The 16,730-nt window shown below is 39.4% G+C and carries 19 protein-coding genes; 5 read left to right on the top strand and 14 right to left on the bottom strand.

What is annotated here, in order from left to right; translation table 11 throughout:
- Positions 1-9: 9 nt before the first annotated feature.
- The 8 genes from RDV53_RS06625 to grcA all read right to left on the bottom strand — a co-directional run bounded on the left by RDV53_RS06625 (position 10) and on the right by grcA (position 7,286).
- On the bottom strand, positions 10-942 hold the full coding sequence (locus RDV53_RS06625; RefSeq protein WP_005695529.1) for a phosphatidate cytidylyltransferase: 933 nt from the start codon (positions 940-942) through the stop codon (positions 10-12).
- A gap of 9 nt (positions 943-951) precedes the next feature.
- The gene (locus tag RDV53_RS06620; RefSeq protein ID WP_005695527.1) at positions 952-1,584 is read right to left on the bottom strand and encodes a lysophospholipid acyltransferase family protein; all 633 of its coding nucleotides are present in this window, start codon (positions 1,582-1,584) and stop codon (positions 952-954) included.
- Between the two features lie 11 nt (positions 1,585-1,595).
- Positions 1,596-2,201, bottom strand: a complete 606-nt coding sequence (locus RDV53_RS06615; RefSeq protein ID WP_005695526.1) for a CDP-alcohol phosphatidyltransferase family protein — start codon at positions 2,199-2,201, stop codon at positions 1,596-1,598.
- Between the two features lie 78 nt (positions 2,202-2,279).
- A complete protein-coding gene (gene era, locus RDV53_RS06610) occupies positions 2,280-3,194 on the bottom strand; it encodes a GTPase Era (RefSeq protein WP_005695525.1) in 915 nt (304 codons plus the stop codon).
- Positions 3,191-3,874, bottom strand: coding sequence for a ribonuclease III (gene rnc / locus RDV53_RS06605; RefSeq protein ID WP_005695524.1), 684 nt, complete (start codon positions 3,872-3,874; stop codon positions 3,191-3,193). Before rnc ends, era begins: the two co-directional genes overlap by 4 nt.
- A gap of 1 nt (position 3,875) precedes the next feature.
- Positions 3,876-4,925, bottom strand: coding sequence for a signal peptidase I (gene lepB / locus RDV53_RS06600; RefSeq protein ID WP_005695523.1), 1,050 nt, complete (start codon positions 4,923-4,925; stop codon positions 3,876-3,878).
- A 12-nt stretch (positions 4,926-4,937) separates the two neighbouring features.
- Complete coding sequence (gene lepA, locus RDV53_RS06595; protein ID WP_032822895.1) at positions 4,938-6,734, bottom strand: translation elongation factor 4; 1,797 nt, start codon at positions 6,732-6,734, stop codon at positions 4,938-4,940.
- A 168-nt stretch (positions 6,735-6,902) separates the two neighbouring features.
- Positions 6,903-7,286, bottom strand: coding sequence for an autonomous glycyl radical cofactor GrcA (gene grcA / locus RDV53_RS06590; RefSeq protein WP_005695520.1), 384 nt, complete (start codon positions 7,284-7,286; stop codon positions 6,903-6,905).
- Positions 7,287-7,534: 248 nt separating this feature from the next.
- Here grcA and ung point away from each other — a divergent pair, with 248 nt between their 5' ends.
- Positions 7,535-8,209 carry a uracil-DNA glycosylase gene (gene ung / locus RDV53_RS06585; RefSeq protein WP_256594755.1) on the top strand — a complete coding sequence of 225 codons (675 nt, stop codon included), beginning with the start codon at positions 7,535-7,537 and terminating at the stop codon, positions 8,207-8,209.
- Here ung and tadA read toward each other — a convergent pair.
- From tadA to ampD, 6 genes are all read right to left on the bottom strand, one after another.
- Complete coding sequence (gene tadA / locus RDV53_RS06580) at positions 8,206-8,724, bottom strand: tRNA adenosine(34) deaminase TadA (RefSeq protein WP_005695517.1); 519 nt, start codon at positions 8,722-8,724, stop codon at positions 8,206-8,208. The genes ung and tadA overlap by 4 nt on opposite strands.
- A gap of 9 nt (positions 8,725-8,733) precedes the next feature.
- Positions 8,734-9,585 carry a thymidylate synthase gene (locus tag RDV53_RS06575; protein ID WP_005695516.1) on the bottom strand — a complete coding sequence of 284 codons (852 nt, stop codon included), beginning with the start codon at positions 9,583-9,585 and terminating at the stop codon, positions 8,734-8,736.
- A 10-nt stretch (positions 9,586-9,595) separates the two neighbouring features.
- Complete coding sequence (gene lgt, locus RDV53_RS06570) at positions 9,596-10,405, bottom strand: prolipoprotein diacylglyceryl transferase (protein WP_005695515.1); 810 nt, start codon at positions 10,403-10,405, stop codon at positions 9,596-9,598.
- A gap of 8 nt (positions 10,406-10,413) precedes the next feature.
- Positions 10,414-11,208, bottom strand: coding sequence for a sulfite exporter TauE/SafE family protein (locus RDV53_RS06565; RefSeq protein ID WP_005695514.1), 795 nt, complete (start codon positions 11,206-11,208; stop codon positions 10,414-10,416).
- A complete protein-coding gene (gene rppH, locus RDV53_RS06560) occupies positions 11,208-11,801 on the bottom strand; it encodes an RNA pyrophosphohydrolase (RefSeq protein ID WP_005695513.1) in 594 nt (197 codons plus the stop codon). The genes RDV53_RS06565 and rppH overlap by 1 nt, the downstream gene beginning before the upstream one ends.
- A gap of 484 nt (positions 11,802-12,285) precedes the next feature.
- On the bottom strand, positions 12,286-12,849 hold the full coding sequence (gene ampD, locus RDV53_RS06555) for a 1,6-anhydro-N-acetylmuramyl-L-alanine amidase AmpD (protein ID WP_005695512.1): 564 nt from the start codon (positions 12,847-12,849) through the stop codon (positions 12,286-12,288).
- Positions 12,850-12,991: 142 nt separating this feature from the next.
- Between ampD and ppdD the strand changes: the two genes are divergently transcribed.
- The 4 genes from ppdD to RDV53_RS06535 are packed head-to-tail and all read left to right on the top strand — an operon-like array spanning position 12,992 to position 16,727.
- Positions 12,992-13,435, top strand: a complete 444-nt coding sequence (ppdD, locus tag RDV53_RS06550; protein ID WP_005697917.1) for a prepilin peptidase-dependent pilin — start codon at positions 12,992-12,994, stop codon at positions 13,433-13,435.
- 6 nt (positions 13,436-13,441) lie between these two features.
- Complete coding sequence (locus tag RDV53_RS06545) at positions 13,442-14,821, top strand: GspE/PulE family protein (RefSeq protein ID WP_005695509.1); 1,380 nt, start codon at positions 13,442-13,444, stop codon at positions 14,819-14,821.
- Positions 14,822-14,829: 8 nt separating this feature from the next.
- Positions 14,830-16,053 carry a type II secretion system F family protein gene (locus tag RDV53_RS06540; RefSeq protein ID WP_005695508.1) on the top strand — a complete coding sequence of 408 codons (1,224 nt, stop codon included), beginning with the start codon at positions 14,830-14,832 and terminating at the stop codon, positions 16,051-16,053.
- Complete coding sequence (locus RDV53_RS06535; RefSeq protein WP_005695507.1) at positions 16,050-16,727, top strand: prepilin peptidase; 678 nt, start codon at positions 16,050-16,052, stop codon at positions 16,725-16,727. The genes RDV53_RS06540 and RDV53_RS06535 overlap by 4 nt, the downstream gene beginning before the upstream one ends.
- Positions 16,728-16,730: the final 3 nt, after the last annotated feature.

Raw genomic sequence — 16,730 nt, 5'->3', positions numbered from 1 at the left:
GATTCATAACTAAGCCCAAAAATAGCGCACCACATGGAAAAAAATTGGTGCAGAGAAACAAAGCGAATCCATACGATCTAAAATACCACCATGTCCACTGATCATATTCCCCCAGTCTTTCACGCCCATACTGCGTTTCATTGCTGACATCACGAGCCCCCCTAAGAATCCCATTAAGCAAATTAACAGACTCATTAAAAAAGCTTGCCATGCGTTAAATGGTGTCATCCAATGAAGCAGCATACCTAATAAACTTGCGCTTAATACCCCGCCAACAAAACCTTCTACCGTTTTAGATGGCGATAAGGTTGGCGCAATTTTATGCTTACCGAAGAGTTTACCCCAAACGTATTGCAACACATCACTTGACTGTACTACCAAGATTAAGAAGATCATTAATAAAAGATTTTTTCCTTCATAACCAGAGATATCAAGGGTCAATAAAGCGGGAATATGTGAAATACAGAATACACTAATCATCAATGCCCACTGAATTTTCGTTGAACGGTCTAAGAAATGTGCCGGATCGCCGAGTAATGCCGACAGAATCGGTAAAAATAAGAAACCATACACGGGAATAAAAATCGTGAACATGCTAAACCAATCAATGGCGACTAAAAAATATTGCAATGGCAAGATCACATAAAAACAAGCGGCTAGCGCAAGATGATCGCCTCGACGAATATTCAATAGAGAAAGAAACTCACGCAATCCCATAAATGAAATAATCAAAAAGAGCCCAATTACGCCATAAAAGCCCAATAAACTCGCAATAAAGATAATCCCAATCATCACCCACCAAGCATTGATGCGTGCATTCAGGTTATCAATAACGCTATTCGGTGTATCCACACCCGATCTGCGTTTTAAAATATATCCCACTGAGGAAGCAAAAATTAAGGCGATAAATAAACCACCGAAGAGTTGCCATATTTCTGTCATCATTTGCTCCTAAGATTTGCCTTTTTCACTGACGTTTAAATTTAATAATGCCGATTGAGCGCGTGTCAGAAACACCTCTTTAGTTTCTTCTGTCCCAATCTTTAATGGCTCACCTACATAAAGATCACATAACAATGGGATCGGTAAAATAAAGCCTTTTGGTAAAACATTATTCATATTGCTAATCCAAACGGGCACAAATTCACAATCGGGGTTTTCTTTGGCTAAATAAAACAATCCACTTTTAAACGGCTGAAGTGGTAAATCATCATCCATCTTACGAGTTCCTTCAGGAAAAATAATCAGGGAGTCATTGACTAATGCTTCACTCATTTGTCGTATGGCAGCTTTTGGATCTTGGCTATTACGTTCAATCAGTAACATATTAAACACTTTATAGGCTAAAAAGCGACGAATTGCGCCTTTCGTCCAATAATCTTTGCCTGCAACAGGGCGAGTTTGTTTTCTTACTTCATAAGGTAATGAAATCCAAAGTAAGATAAAATCCCCATGGCTATTATGATTGGCAAAATAGACTCGATGCCCTTCTGAAGATTGTTCCGCAATTGCGGGTTGTGGTCGAACGCCTGTAATAAAAGAAGCAAAACGACACAATAAAAAATCGATTAATCTCGCAAACATATTTGCTCCTATTATTCCGTCACTTCGGCTAAACCATTTTTTACTCGCTTAATACAAGTCACAATGAGCAAAATAATGACGATATTGGCTACCCACCAGAAAAGTGAATGCAAGCTACCATTCACCGCATAGAGTAAACCGAACACACCAAATACGAATGCACGATCACTTTTACCCATTGGGCCATCATAACGACGCGTTTTGCCTTGAACTTGCCCTAAAATGCCACATAACTCACTCAACGCGGCAAGCCAAATAATACTTGAGATTTGAATACCATCAAAAGGTGCGACAAAAGCAAAAGGAAAATAAAGAGCCGCATCTGAAACGACATCAGTAATCTCATTAAGATAGCCCCCTAATCGACTTTTTTGATTAAATTCACGTGCGAGCATGCCATCAATGGCATTCAACGCCATACGCAAAAACAACCAAATAGGGATAAGGAAGAAAAGAGAAGAAAATGTCGGAAATAGTGCGAGAACCACACCGAGTAAAATAGAAAGTAAGCAGGCAATTAGCGTAACTTGATTTGCCGTTACGCCTTTTGCCGCTAATTGCCTAACTAAAGGCCGAAGTAAATTCTGAAATTTGGGTTTTAAGGCATAGATACTCATCTACCATCTCCTTGTTTTTATTAAAAAACATAAATATGTTTCTAATAATAGGACGGTATAGAGTATTACTCAAGTTTTTTATTCATCCATATAACCTAAACTTCTTAAGGCACGTTCATCATCCGCCCAACCGGACTTCACTTTTACCCAAAGTTCAAGGTGTACTTTATTATCAAATAAGCGTTCCATGTCAGCGCGCGCTTCCATACCAATGGTTTTAATTTTTTGTCCTTGAGCACCGATCACCATTTTCTTTTGGCCTTCGCGTTCAACTAAAATCAAGCCATTGATTTCATAAGTACCACGTTCATTTACTTTAAATTGTTCAATTTCAACTGTTACCGAATAAGGTAGCTCTTCCCCTGTGAAACGCATTAATTTTTCACGAATAATTTCTGACGCCATAAAACGCTGTGAACGATCCGTTACATAATCTTCAGGGAAGTGATGAACGCCTTTACGTAATGATTGACGAACAATTTTCTCTAATTGATGGACATTATTACCACGTTGCGCGGATATTGGCACAATGTGAGCAAAGTTAAACTTACTGCCTAAATCGGTAATAAATGGCAATAAATCATCTTTATTCTTGATGTTATCAACTTTGTTGATGGCGAGTACGACAGGCGCTTTGGCATTACGTAATTTATTTAACACCATTTCATCATCGGCATTCCAATGTGTACCATCTACAACAAAAATAATGAGATCCACATCCCCTATTGCTGAGCTTGCTGCACGGTTCATTAAACGGTTAATTGCGCGTTTTTCTTCAATATGAAGTCCCGGCGTATCGACGTAAATTTCCTGGTAGATACCTTCCGTTTTAATTCCCACAATACGGTGACGCGTAGTTTGCGCCTTGCGAGACGTAATCGAGATTTTTTGTCCCAAAATTTTATTTAACAGGGTAGATTTCCCTACATTTGGGCGACCTACGATAGCGATAAAGCCACAATAGGTCTCTTGTTCTTGATTTAATTCGGTCATTTTATTTCCAATATTTTTAAAATTTGTTCTGCGGCCGCTTGTTCTGCTTTACGGCGGCTAGAACCTTTCGCAATAAAAGTGCGGTCAATATTTGGTACGTTTTTTACCGTACATTCTACGGTGAAGGTTTGGCAATGTGCTTCCCCCTCAATTTTTATTACTTCATAGGTTGGTAAAGCGAAATGCTTACCTTGTAAATATTCTTGCAAACGTGTTTTGGCATCTTTTTGGTTATCACCCGGCTTAATTTCAGCGAGTAACGTTTTATACCAGCTACGCACAATATCTGCCGCTTTATCAAAGCTTGAATCCAATGCCATTGCGCCAATTACCGCTTCCACACAATCTGCCAAAATAGATTCTCGACGAAAGCCTCCACTTTTCAATTCCCCTGAACCTAAGGACATATAATCTCCAAGCTCAAAATTGCGGGCGAGCATTGCCAGAGTTGGCTCTCTAACTAATGTTGCACGCATTCTGCTTAGTTCACCTTCATTACAACGAGGGAATTGATGATAAAGCGCATCCGCAATGACATAATTGAGAATAGAATCACCTAGAAATTCTAGGCGTTCATTATGTTGAGTGGAGGCACTGCGGTGTGTCAGTGCCAATTTTAAGTTTTTTAGATCGGAAAATTGATAACCAATTTTTCGTTCTAGTCGATCTAAATGATTCATATTAATTAATTTTTGTAAAGAAACGGTCTAAACGGAAGCCTGTTGGCCACTCATTTGGTTCTTTTTCTAAACTCATCCAAATATAAGTGGCTTTACCCACGATATTTTTTTCTGGTACAAATCCCCAAAAACGGCTGTCATCACTATGATCACGGTTATCTCCCATCACAAAATATTGCCCCTCAGGCACAATCCATTCTGCAGCAGGTAAGCCTTCTTGTGGATAGAACTCAATCCCCGAATAACGGCGCATTGGCTCGACTAAAATCTTATGTGTCACATCACCGATTTCCAAATATTCCACTTGAGTTGGGAATGCTGGATTAGTTGGTTCTTGTTTATATTCAAATACTTTCGCTTGGCAGTCTATTTCACAAGGTTTGCCATCTTTACCGTGAACAATTGTTAAAGCGCTTTTTTCAACATCAAGGATAATGCGATCGCCACCTTTACCCACAATACGTTTAATGTAATCTGCTCCAGACATATTGTTTTTAGATGTTAACGCAAGGTTTTCAGCATATGCTGCTCGCGTTGCCCCTAAGCTAGTATGAAGCAACGCTTGCTCCGGTGCTTTAAACACGATCACATCACCACGTTCGGGCTTATTGCCTTCAATAATCGTATTTTGGAAAATCGGATCTTTGATGCCATAAGTGTATTTATTCACGACAATAAAATCCCCTACATATAATGTGGCTTGCATTGATCCTGATGGAATTTGAAACGGTTCAAAAATAAATGAACGTACAAGGAATACCACGGATAACACAGGGAAAAGCGAAGAAATAAATTCTGAACCTTCTGAAATTGGCTCAATTTTCGCTTTTTCTTCATCCGTTAACGCTTTGCCTGAGCGTTGTTCTGCGCGTGCGATTTGACGACGACGTCTCGGCATCACAGCAAAGCGGTGATAACACCATAAAATGCCGGAAAGTGCGGTCAAAATCAGCAACAAAATACTGAATGTGTTAGGTAGTTGGAAATAATCTAACGCTTTCCAACCGGCAAAGCCTACGGCTAACAACAGAATAAAAAATACATTCGACATTGCTCTACTTTCCTATTTATCTTTACCTACATGTAAGATCGCTAAAAACGCTTCTTGCGGTACTTCCACGTTACCTAAAGATTTCATTCGTTTTTTACCTTCTTTCTGTTTCTGTAAGAGTTTTTTCTTACGGCTCACGTCACCACCATAACATTTCGCCAATACGTTTTTACGCAATTGTTTTACAGTTGAACGCGCAATAATATGGTTGCCAATCGCGGCTTGGATCGCGATATCAAATTGTTGACGTGGAATCAGTTCACGCATTTTTTCAACTAATTCACGACCACGGTAAGGTGCATTATCTTTATGAACAATTAATGCTAACGCATCAACACGATCACCGTTGATCATAATATCCACGCGCACCATGTCCGCTGCTTGGAAACGTTTGAAACCATAATCCAAAGAGGCATAACCGCGAGAAGTCGATTTCAAGCGGTCGAAGAAATCTAATACCACTTCGCCCATTGGGATTTCATAAGTTAACGCAATTTGGTTACCGTGATATACCATATGAGTTTGCACACCGCGTTTTTCCACACAAAGAGTAATCACGTTACCTAAGAATTCCTGTGGCACGAGCATATTACACTCTGCAATTGGCTCACGAATTTCCGCAATATTATTTAATGGTGGCAGTTTTGATGGACTATCCACATAAACCACTTCACCATTGGTCATTTCAACTTCATAAATTACAGTTGGTGCTGTGGTAATCAAATCAAGATCGTATTCACGCTCTAAACGCTCTTGAATGATCTCCATGTGTAAAAGCCCCAAGAAACCACAACGGAAACCAAAACCTAAAGCCGTCGAATTTTCTGGCTCATAGAAAAGCGACGCATCGTTTAAGCTTAATTTACCTAATGCATCACGGAAAGCCTCATAATCGTCAGAGCTAACTGGGAATAAACCAGCATAAACCTGCGGTTTTACTTTCTTAAAACCTGGCAATACATGGCTTGCTGGATTGTGTTGATGGGTTAAGGTATCCCCTACTGGTGCACCTAAAATATCTTTAATCGCACAAACAACCCAACCTACTTCTCCAGTATTTAATACCGTCGTATCCACTTGTTTTGGCGTGAAAATCCCTAAACGATCAACGTTGTAAGCCTGTCCAGTAGACATTACTTTGATTTTATCGCCTTTACGCAATACGCCATTTTTAATACGAACTAATGACACCACGCCTAAATAGTTATCGAACCAGGAGTCAATAATCAAGGCTTGTAACGGTGCTTCAGGATCACCTTCTGGCGCAGGAATTTTCGCAACAATTTCTTCTAATACATCTTCAATACCCACACCGGTTTTCGCCGAACAACGTACCGCTTCCATCGCATCAATACCCACGATGTCTTCAATTTCTTCTGCAACACGTTCAGGATCCGCTGCCGGTAAGTCGATTTTATTCAAAATCGGCACGACTTCTAAATCCATTTCAATGGCCGTATAGCAGTTTGCCAAGGTTTGGGCTTCTACGCCCTGTCCTGCATCCACAACTAACAATGCCCCTTCACAAGCCGCAAGAGAACGCGATACTTCATAAGAGAAGTCCACGTGTCCTGGTGTATCGATAAAGTTTAATTGGTAAGTTTCACCGTCTTTCGCTTGATAATTTAAGGTTACACTTTGCGCTTTAATGGTAATGCCACGCTCGCGCTCAAGATCCATGGAATCCAACACTTGCGCTTCCATTTCACGATCCGAAAGTCCCCCACAGGTCTGAATTAATCGGTCAGAAAGGGTCGATTTACCGTGGTCAATATGGGCAATAATAGAAAAGTTGCGAATATTCTTCATAAATAGATTAGTTTTCTCAAAAATCATTAAATTTAACTGGCGGATTGTACCTGAAAAGCGCGGAAATCGCTAGGGATGAAAGGGAAAAGTGCGGTCAAATTTTCAAACCTTTTAGATAAAACAAAACCCCGAATTACTTCGGGGTTTCTTTTTTCATTCAAACTGAAATTATAGACTTTCAGTGAAAGTACGAGTAATAACGTCGCGTTGTTGTTCTGGCGTTAAAGAGTTGAAACGTACTGCGTAACCAGAAACACGGATAGTTAATTGTGGGTATTTATCCGGGTTGTTTACTGCATCTTCTAACGTTTCACGACGTAATACGTTCACGTTTAAGTGTTGACCACCTTCAACTTTAACAGTTGGTGCTACGTTTACCGGTAATTCACGGTATTCGATTTGGCCTAATTCGCTTACTGCTACTACTTGGTCTTCTACGAATTCAGCTTTTGCACATAAACAACGAGCTTCATTTTTTTCGCTGTCTAATAACCAGAATGAGTTTAAAAGATTGTCATTTGCTGCTTGAGTAATTTGAATACCTTTGATCATAAAGTGCCTCCTAATTTGGCGGTTGTATATTTATTAAACTGTGCAAATTTTATCAAACTATTTGAAGAATTCAATTAATTTTGACCTAAAACAGGTTCTTTTTTCTGACTAATTTTTAAAAATTGATCTAGATTAAAGTTTCAGCCACAGCAAGGCCTCAACACACTCTAACTTTTAACAAAGTATTAACATAACTCGGATGAAGCCTTTCTAAGCAATTTCATTTATAATGTGCTCAAGCTTATCCAATAAGGAAATACAGAATGAAAACCTGGACAGATGTTATCGGTCAAGAGAAAGAAAAACCTTACTTTAAACACATTCTACAACAAGTTCATCAAGAGCGACTCGCGGGGAAAACCATTTACCCACCGCAAGACGAAGTGTTTAATGCCTTTAAGTATACGGCATTTGATGAGGTGAAAGTCGTCATTTTAGGACAGGATCCCTATCATGGCCCAAATCAAGCGCACGGTTTAGCTTTTTCGGTGAAACCTGAGGTTGCAATTCCCCCTTCTCTACTGAATATGTATAAAGAATTGGCTAACGACATTCCTGGTTTTCACATGCCAAATCATGGTTACTTGGTGAAATGGGCGGAGCAAGGTGTGCTGCTGCTTAACACTGTGCTGACCGTAGAACGTGGCATAGCTCATTCACATGCTAAGTTTGGTTGGGAAGTTTTTACAGATCAAGTGATTGCAGCACTTAATGAACATCGTGAAAAAGTAGTCTTTTTACTTTGGGGAAGTCATGCTCAGAAAAAAGGGCAATTTATTGATCGCAATCGTCATTATGTTTTAACTGCCCCCCACCCTTCTCCACTTTCGGCACATCGTGGTTTTCTAGGATGTCATCATTTTTCTAAAACTAACGAATATTTAAAACAAAATGGTTTAACTGAAATTGATTGGCAAGTTTAAGATTGTGGCTCTACATCAAGCGGGAGATTCTTTTCCCGCTTTTCTTCTTTTTTTTGCTCTCGTCTTTTCTTGAAAAAATCACTCAATTTCTGACCGCACTTTTCTGCCAACACGCCAGACGTAATTTCTAACGCGTGATTCATTTTATAATCATCAAAGAAGTGAAAGCGAGAACCTACAGCCCCCGTTTTATAATCTGATGCACCGAAGACTAAACGTTTAATTCGACTATGCAAAATCGCGCCCGCACACATAGTACAAGGCTCAAGGGTGACATAGAGTGTGGTATTGAGAAGGCGATAATTTTGAATATTTTGCGCTGCGTTACGCAATGCGACAATTTCAGCATGAGCGGTCGGATCATTTTCAATGATAGATAAATTCCAGCCTTCACCGAGAATATTTCCTTCATCACCCACCAACACCGCCCCGACAGGAATCTCACCGAGCGCTTCTGCACGATCGGCAAGCATCAGGGCGTGTTGCATAAATTTCTCGTCTAAATCTGACCACACGTTGAATGCCTAAACAGAGAAAGGATATTTGATTGGTTCGTGAGATTGATAGCCCACCACCTTGAAATCATCCATCGTCACCCAAGTTTCAAGATCTTCAAGGGTTTTAATATCAGGATTAATTTCTAATTGCGGTGAAGGGAATGGTTCACGTTTTAATTGCACATCACGCATTAACTCTAGTTGGTCTTCATAAATATGCGCATTTACAATTTTATGATATGCCTTACCCGATTTATTACCAGTAATTTGCGCCATTAGAGCAAGGAAAGTAAAGACCTGAATTTGATTGAAGTTTAAGCCAAGTGGCACATCACAAGAGCGTTGATAGCTCGTTAAGTGCAATGTATCGCCTACTAAAGAGAAAGTATGTGTGTGCATGCAAGGACGCAAACAGCCTAGGTCAAATTCGCCTGGATTGAAGAAAGTCAGGATTTCACCACGGTCATCGATACCTCGGCTTAAATTATTCACAATTTTACGAAGTTGATCGATGGTTTCGCCATTCGGTTTACGCCATGCTCTTCCTTGTACACCATAAACGCGGCCCATGTCATCGGTGCCTTTACGATGTGGATTAGCAAGCCAAGCGGCATTTTCATTGGCATTGGCATCCCATGTTTTGGTGCCAAGTTTACGGAAATCTGCCGCATTATCATAACCACGGATATAACCTAAAAACTCCGCAATTGCTGCTTTCCAGTAACTTTTACGCGTGGTAATTAAGGGGAATTGATTATTAGCAACATCATATTCTAAATCCGCATTAATTACTGTAAGACAACGCTTACCAGTACGCTCGTTAGCAACCCACTCACCTTCATTTACAATGCGTCGACAAAGATCTAAGTATTGTTTCATAAAAAACTCCTTACTGATAAACCGCACTTTTCGCGCGATTGTATGCCCATGCTATAATTAATCCACCGCCAATAATCATAGGTAAGCAAAGAGCCTGGCCACGTGTCATGATGCCTAAGAAAGATTCCACTTCAGGCTCACGAACATATTCAACGATAAAACGGAAAATCCCGTAACCAACCAGGAATAATCCAGCTACCGAACCTACAGGACGAGGCTTTTTAATGAAGACATTCAGAATAATAAACAAAATGAAACCTTCTAAGAAGGCCTCATAAAGCTGTGAAGGATGGCGAGGTAATAACAATGGATCATTTGGGAAAATCATAGCCCAAGACACATCCGTTTCTCGTCCCCAAAGTTCTAAATTGATGAAGTTACCAATTCGTCCCATCCCTAAACCAAATGGAATCAAAGGCGCAACAAAATCTGCTGTCTGCCAGAAACTTCTTTTTTGAGAATAAGAGGTCCAAATCATTGAGATAATCACCCCAATTAATCCACCATGGAATGACATTCCCCCTTCCCAAACACGGAATAAATACAGCGGATCTTGAACAAAATGATCGAAGTTATAGAAAAAGACATCGCCAATGCGACCACCTAAAAATACGCCCATAAAGCCATTAAAAAGTAACGTATCCACTTGTTCGACGGTCCAACCACTATTCGGTTGATTTGCTCGACGAACAGCTAACCAACGAGCAAAAATGAAACCTAATAGATACATTAAGCCATACCAACGCAGCCCAATATTGCTATCACCGAAAGTGAAAATAGTCGGATCAAAATGCGGAAGCATCAAAAATTCTGAATTCATAACATTCCTTATTTAATAAACATATCAACTGCGATCGCAACTAATAGCAAGGCAAAGCCTTTTTTCAAGGTTGGGACAGGGAGTTTGGAGGTTGCTGTTGCCCCTAGTTTAGAAGTGAAGAATGAAGTGCCCGTAATACCAAGCACGGCAGGCAAATAAACATAACCTAGGGAATAATCTGGCATAGAAGGATTACCCCAACCACTCACCATAAAACTCAACATGCCAGATAAACCAAGAAGTGCGCCACAGAATGCAGAAGAACCAATGGATTTTTTCATATCAATACCGCGGGAATTTAAAAATGGCACGATAAAACCACCACCACCTACGCCCGCTGCACTAGATGCCATCCCAATTAAAATACCCCCAATAACAGAAGCTTGCGTTGTTAAAGGTTTGGTTTTCCCTGTGCTTTTCTTAATAGAAATCACCATTTTTGCCGCTAAATACACAACTAAACAGGCAAAGATTTTAGCGGATACATCACGATCAAGCTTGCCAATAAACAAACCAGAGATAAAGACCGAAATCATGATCATCGGTGCCAATACTTTAACTGCACTCCAAACTATATTGCCTAGTTTATGATGACGCTGTGCAGAAGAAAATCCGGTAATCACAATAGTTGCAAATGAAGTCCCTAATGCGGTGGACATCAGCAAGGGTTCAGGTACGCCTACCATCGGCAATAAATAAACCAAGGTAGGGACGATAATTAACCCACCACCAATGCCAAATAATCCCGCAAGAAAACCAACAACAGACCCGACAAGTAAACAAAGTAGAATAAAAGTGAGCATTATTGCCCCCTTGATTTATAAGATGAACGTTTTTGATATTTAGAAAAACCATTTTTACGCGGCGCATGATAAGGTTTATTTGTCTCATGCTCTTGCGTATTTTCAAGCAATGTTTTTTCGTTGCCAAACATCACTTGAGCAAACTCTTTCATCGCTTTGCGATAAACATCTTTCTTAAAGGACACAACCTGACGTACGGGATACCAAAAACTCACCCAACGCCAACCATCAAATTCGGGTGATTTTGTCGTGTTCATATTGATATTTTTTTCATCACCCACTAATTGCAACAAAAACCAACGTTGTTTTTGCCCAATACACACGGGTTTGCTGTCATAACGCAGCAATCTTTTCGGCAGCTTATAACGCAACCAATGTTTAGACGCGTAAAGCACCTTCACATCTTTAGGTTGCAAGCCAACCTCTTCATGTAATTCACGATACATGGCTTGTTCGGCACTTTCATTATCATTAATTCCCCCTTGCGGGAATTGCCACGAATTCTGCCCGTATCGTTTAGCCCAAAGCACCTGCCCTTTGCGATTACAAATGACAATGCCTACATTTGGACGGTAGCCATCAAAATCGATCACTATCGTTCACCTTAAATTTTGTACAAAAATAATTTGCAGATTGTTTCATAAATTCGCTTTTTTATCAACCGAATGGGCATATTTACCCTATTGTGGATAACTCTGTGGGTAACACTTGGATAGCCTAAATTTAACTGTGTATAAAGATCAAAAACAGCTTTTCTCACTTCACTTTTTTCATTTTTAAATAATATTTGCTCAAAAATTTCTCGAAAAAAATGACCGCACTTTTTCTCATCAAAGTGCGGTCAAAAATTCAGCCATTTTTTAATTTAAACATATCTTGTCTGATGAAAAAATAACAGCTGTGAGTTATTCAATATTTCTGTGGATAAAATTGTGATTGAGCAAATGGTGACTGTTGCATAACTCTTCTTAGCATTTTACCATCGATTTTTGAGAAGAAATTTTATCTTTAATTTCATGAAGATAACGCTTATTCACAGAAATCATCTTATTCACATTAAAGTAAAAATTTTAGTGGTTATTTTTCATCCAAGCCTTTTTTGACTAACGCTAAATAGCGTTCCCATTCAAAATATTGACCAGGATCGATCTTACGACCAGGCGAAATATCGCAATGCCCAACGATACGATCGAGCGTTATTTTCGGGTACGCCTGCATGATATCTCGTGTTAATTCAGCAAGTGCTTGATATTGCTCCGCTGTAAAAGGTTGTTCATTACTGCCCTCTAGCTCAATCCCAATCGCAAAATCATTACATTTATCGCGTCCTTCAAAGCAAGAAAGCCCTGCATGCCATGCTCTGTCATCGAAACTGACATATTGTGTCACCTTACCATCCCGTTCAATTAAACAATGGGCAGACACGCGAAATTGATAAATTTCCTCAAAATAGGGATGGATGGTTGGATCGAGTTTACCTTGGAAAAAATCATCTACATATCCCCCACCAAATTGTTCTGGCGGCAAACTGATGTAATGAATGACGAGTAATGAAATATCCTCTACATCAGGACGTTCATCAAAATGTGGTGAAATCACTTTTCTTGCCTGGCTTAACCAGCCATTTTTTATCTTATTCATCTGTTTTTCTGCGATTAAATTTTATTTTTGCGATCGAGATCGCAAAAGAAGTGCGGTCAGTTTCACTTTCATTTTTCCCTTTTACACAATGTTGCAGCCAATCCTGGCATTTTTTTATTCAACCAAAAGGAAATTTAATTTAATGAAACTGACTTTTTCTAAACCTTTACATAAAGGTTTTACGTTAATTGAATTGATGATCGTGATTGCGATTATTGCTATTCTCGCGACGATCGCCATTCCGTCTTATCAAAATTATACCAAAAAAGCGGCTATCTCCGAATTGTTACAAGCTTCGGCACCTTATAAATCTGATGTGGAGTTATGTGTCTATAGCACCAATGCCCCGACAAACTGTTCTGGTGGTTCAAATGGCATTGCAGCAGACATCACTACTGCAAAAGGTTATGTTAAATCCATTACCACGAAATCGGGTGTGATTACGGTAACAGGAAATGGTGCATTAGATGGGATCAGTTATTCTTTAACGGCGACAGGCTCAACCTCATCAGGTGTTACCTGGACAACCGCTTGCCCAAGCAATGCGGATTTATTCCCTGCGGGTTTCTGCTCTCCTACCAAATAGCGAAACATGGCCTATCAAGCAATCGCAAAAAATGGCGAGATTTATCATATCTCGCCACAATATTGGCAACAAAACCAACAGCAACAAGCTTTACTGTTGCGTTACTTTGCGCTCCCTCTTAAAGAAGACGAACACCATTTATGGCTTGCGGTGGATTCGCTAAATAATCTTGCAGCTTGTGAAACCTTTGCTTTTTTAAGTGGAAAATTAGTTGAACCGATTTTATTTGAAACGACTCAACTCAAACAACTTTTACAATCCCTTGCCCCTAAAGCCAATCAAATAGAAGACCAAACAACGTTTTATCATCATTCTGAAGACGAAAACGCTGCTAATTTATCTAATGAAGATGAACCCGTTATTCAATTATTAAATAGTATTTTTGAAACAGCCCTACAAAAAAATGCCTCCGATATTCATTTAGAAACTCAGCCAAGTGGACTCTTAATTCGTTTACGTATTGATGGCGTACTACAGCCACAGCCGGTAATCAGTAAAGCGTTCGCCAATCGTGTGATTTCTCGTTTAAAACTCTTAGCTAAACTGGATATCAGTGAAACTCGGCTACCACAAGATGGCCGCTTTCAATTCAAAACCACGTTCTCCGATATTTTAGATTTCCGCCTTTCTACCTTGCCCACACATTGGGGAGAAAAAGCGGTATTACGATTACAACAAAATAAACCAGTTCAGTTAAGTTTTGCTGAACTTGGCATGACACAAAAGCAACAAATCCAATTTCAACACGCGCTCAGCCAACCTCAAGGTTTAATTCTTGTAACTGGACCAACAGGAAGCGGAAAAAGTATCTCGCTTTATACCGCACTTCAATGGCTCAATACGCCAGATAAACATATTATGACAGCAGAAGATCCCGTTGAAATTGAATTAGAAGGTATTATTCAAACTCAAGTGAATCCGCAAATCGGTTTAGATTTTAGCCGATTACTTCGTACATTTTTACGACAAGATCCCGACATTATTATGCTTGGTGAAATTCGAGATGAAGAAAGTGCATTGATGGCATTAAGAGCCGCTCAAACCGGCCATTTAGTGCTTTCTACCTTACATACCAACGATGCCATCTCAGCGATTTCACGCTTGCAACAACTAGGCATTCAATCTCACGAAATTGAAAACAGTCTCTTATTAGTTATCGCACAACGATTGGTGCGTAAACGTTGCTTAAAGTGCGGTCAACATTTCAGTGATTCTTGCGATTGCCATCAGGGATACCGAGGTCGAATTGGGGTATATCAATTTTTACAATGCAAAAACAATCGCTACCAAACTGATTTCGATTCACTTTATCAAAGCGCGTTAGAAAAAGTAAAAGATCACATCACCGATCTCGATGAGATTCAACGCGTGTTAGGCAAAAAATAGGTATCACTATGGCAAAGCAAAAACTCTTTTATTTTCAAGCCTATGACCAGCGACAACAATGGCAAAAAGGCAGTCTTGTTGCTCAATCTAAACAAGCCGCACAATTTCTGTTAATTGCAAAAGGTTTTAGTAGAATTCGCTTGCAACAAGATTGGCAACTTAATCAGAAACCTAAAAATGCTGAAATCAGTGCTTTATTAAATCAGCTAGCTACTCTGCTCAGCTCTGCCATTCCATTAAAAAATGCATTGCACATTTTGCAAGATAACTGCACGCAATTGGGATTGCATCAATGGCTTGGCGCCTTAATTGAATTAATTGAAAGTGGCATTTCGTTTTCACAAAGCTTGGAAATACAAGGAAAGTATTTAAATTTTCAAGAAATTCAGCTCATTCAAGTGGGGGAAATGACAGGAAAACTGGCGGAGGTATGCACTAAAATTGCAGAACGTCGAACGCAATCATTAACGCTTCAACGAAAATTACAAAAAATTATGCTTTATCCCGCCATGGTATTAGGTATTTCGCTTTCACTTACGTTGATTTTATTACTCTTCGTTGTACCACAATTTGCTGAAATGTATGGTGAAAACTCCGCTGAACTGCCTACATTAACTGCTGTGTTATTAGCCATGTCTCAATTCCTACAACATCATTTTATCGCCTTGATGATTGTCTGTATTTTCGCTATTTTTATGCTAAAGATGGCATTAAAACATTCTCTTTGGCTAAATCAAAAAAAGAATGCACTGATTAGTCGCATGCCAATTTGGGGCAATATCATTTGCCTTTCTCGTTTAATCAGTTTTAGCCATAATCTGCAATTAATGCTTCAATCCGGTGTAGCCTTAACGCCTGCGTTAAATAGTTTTCTTCCCAAACAGCAAACCTGGCAAACACAACGTACTTTAAAAGGCGATATCCTGCTACAACAAGAAGTGCGGTCAATTTTACAGTGGGTTTCTCAAGGTTATCCATTTTCAGAAAGCGTCAGTAGCCATCTTTTCCCAATGGAAGCGCAGCAAATGCTACAAATTGGCGAAAAAAGTGGAAAACTTGCGTTGATGTTGCGCCATATTGCTGACAACTATCAAGAAAAGCTTAATCATCAAATTGATTTACTTTCCCAACTTTTAGAGCCATTAATGATGCTCATTATTGGTAGTTTAATTGGTATCATAATGATGGGGATGTATCTGCCAATTTTTAATATGGGTTCGGTAATCCAATGATGACATTCGCCTTTTTCTTATTGGGTGGTTTAGCGGGCATCTTTGCTTGGTTTTATATTGATCGTTTTATTCCTAACCTTCAACAAGAAATTTATCTGAACTATGTCGAACTTTATCCCGAAAACAGGCCTATTTTCCATAGCGAAAAAGCATTGATTCAATCTCAAAAGTGTGGTCATATTTTTCGTTATTTTTTAGGATTCGGACTCTGTTTTGCTGTACTCGATTATTTTCTTCAGGATGAATTGTTTACTTTATGGCTCGCGATTACGCTTAGTCTCATCTTTGTTATCAGTTGGCTAGACTGGCATTATCAACTGATTTCACCAACACCTTGCCTATTTTTATTTTTCCTGGGGCTATTCGGCGCACATCAAGAATTTTCAATTCTGACGCTTTCTCAAAGTTTAGAAAGTGCGGTTAGTTTTTTCAGTGTTTTTTATATCATCTATCATTTGTCTAAATGGTTTTATAAGAAGGAAGCGTTAGGTCGTGGCGATTATTGGCTCGCTTTGGGAATCGGCACTTATCTCACCATCGAATACTTACCACTTTTCTTATTCATTGCCTGTCTATTAGGCATAATAGTCTATTGGATTTCTCGTAAACCTGTTTTACCTTTTGCGCCCTTTCTTTGCATATCGTTAATCGTCACCAGTGCAATAACCTTATAAATG

The organism is Haemophilus parainfluenzae ATCC 33392 (assembly GCF_031191205.1).
In the GTDB taxonomy this organism is placed as follows: domain Bacteria; phylum Pseudomonadota; class Gammaproteobacteria; order Enterobacterales; family Pasteurellaceae; genus Haemophilus_D; species Haemophilus_D parainfluenzae.
This window is presented reverse-complemented; position numbering and strand designations above follow the sequence as displayed.

Bases quoted from the DNA above. Each gene is read 5' to 3' on its own strand.
- lepB (WP_005695523.1), bottom strand. From the start codon at position 4,925: ATGTCGAATGTATTTTTTATTCTGTTGTTAGCCGTAGGCTTTGCCGGT.
- grcA (WP_005695520.1), bottom strand. From the start codon at position 7,286: ATGATCAAAGGTATTCAAATTACTCAAGCAGCAAATGACAATCTTTTA.
- RDV53_RS06545 (WP_005695509.1), top strand. From the start codon at position 13,442: ATGGCCTATCAAGCAATCGCAAAAAATGGCGAGATTTATCATATCTCG.
- RDV53_RS06535 (WP_005695507.1), top strand. From the start codon at position 16,050: ATGATGACATTCGCCTTTTTCTTATTGGGTGGTTTAGCGGGCATCTTT.
- RDV53_RS06615 (WP_005695526.1), bottom strand. From the start codon at position 2,201: ATGAGTATCTATGCCTTAAAACCCAAATTTCAGAATTTACTTCGGCCT.
- lepA (WP_032822895.1), bottom strand. From the start codon at position 6,734: ATGAAGAATATTCGCAACTTTTCTATTATTGCCCATATTGACCACGGT.
- lgt (WP_005695515.1), bottom strand. From the start codon at position 10,405: ATGAATTCAGAATTTTTGATGCTTCCGCATTTTGATCCGACTATTTTC.
- RDV53_RS06625 (WP_005695529.1), bottom strand. From the start codon at position 942: ATGACAGAAATATGGCAACTCTTCGGTGGTTTATTTATCGCCTTAATT.
- RDV53_RS06575 (WP_005695516.1), bottom strand. From the start codon at position 9,585: ATGAAACAATACTTAGATCTTTGTCGACGCATTGTAAATGAAGGTGAG.
- ampD (WP_005695512.1), bottom strand. From the start codon at position 12,849: ATGAATAAGATAAAAAATGGCTGGTTAAGCCAGGCAAGAAAAGTGATT.
- RDV53_RS06540 (WP_005695508.1), top strand. From the start codon at position 14,830: ATGGCAAAGCAAAAACTCTTTTATTTTCAAGCCTATGACCAGCGACAA.
- rnc (WP_005695524.1), bottom strand. From the start codon at position 3,874: ATGAATCATTTAGATCGACTAGAACGAAAAATTGGTTATCAATTTTCC.
- RDV53_RS06565 (WP_005695514.1), bottom strand. From the start codon at position 11,208: ATGCTCACTTTTATTCTACTTTGTTTACTTGTCGGGTCTGTTGTTGGT.
- era (WP_005695525.1), bottom strand. From the start codon at position 3,194: ATGACCGAATTAAATCAAGAACAAGAGACCTATTGTGGCTTTATCGCT.
- RDV53_RS06620 (WP_005695527.1), bottom strand. From the start codon at position 1,584: ATGTTTGCGAGATTAATCGATTTTTTATTGTGTCGTTTTGCTTCTTTT.
- ppdD (WP_005697917.1), top strand. From the start codon at position 12,992: ATGAAACTGACTTTTTCTAAACCTTTACATAAAGGTTTTACGTTAATT.